Origin of the sequence: Streptomyces sp. A012304 (assembly GCF_026008495.1) — a bacterium.
Classification (GTDB): Bacteria; Actinomycetota; Actinomycetes; order Streptomycetales; family Streptomycetaceae; genus Streptomyces.
Genome location: NZ_BQUN01000194.1, coordinates 1 through 214, shown reverse-complemented (window position 1 = coordinate 214; position 214 = coordinate 1). Strand labels below are relative to the sequence as shown.

Genomic DNA, 214 nt, shown 5'->3' with positions numbered 1-214 from the left:
CGCGGGTGGTGGAGTCCGCGTATGCGGGGGTGTCGTACCAGGCGTACGACCTGCTGGAGGCCGGCTCCGAACGGATCGGCGCACTGCTGGCCGAGCTGATGGAGTTGTTCGGATCGGGTGTGCTGGAACCGGTGCCGGTGCGGTCGTTCGATGTGCGGCGGGCGCCGGAGGCGTTCCGGTTCATGTCCCAGGCGAAGCACGTCGGCAAGCTGGT

Annotated in this window: 1 protein-coding gene; it reads left to right on the top strand. The window is 68.7% G+C overall.

Going from position 1 to position 214, the window contains the following annotated elements; all coding sequences use genetic code 11:
* On the top strand, positions 1-214 hold a 214-nt coding region (locus ALMP_RS39585; protein WP_264936841.1), incomplete at both ends, for a zinc-binding dehydrogenase.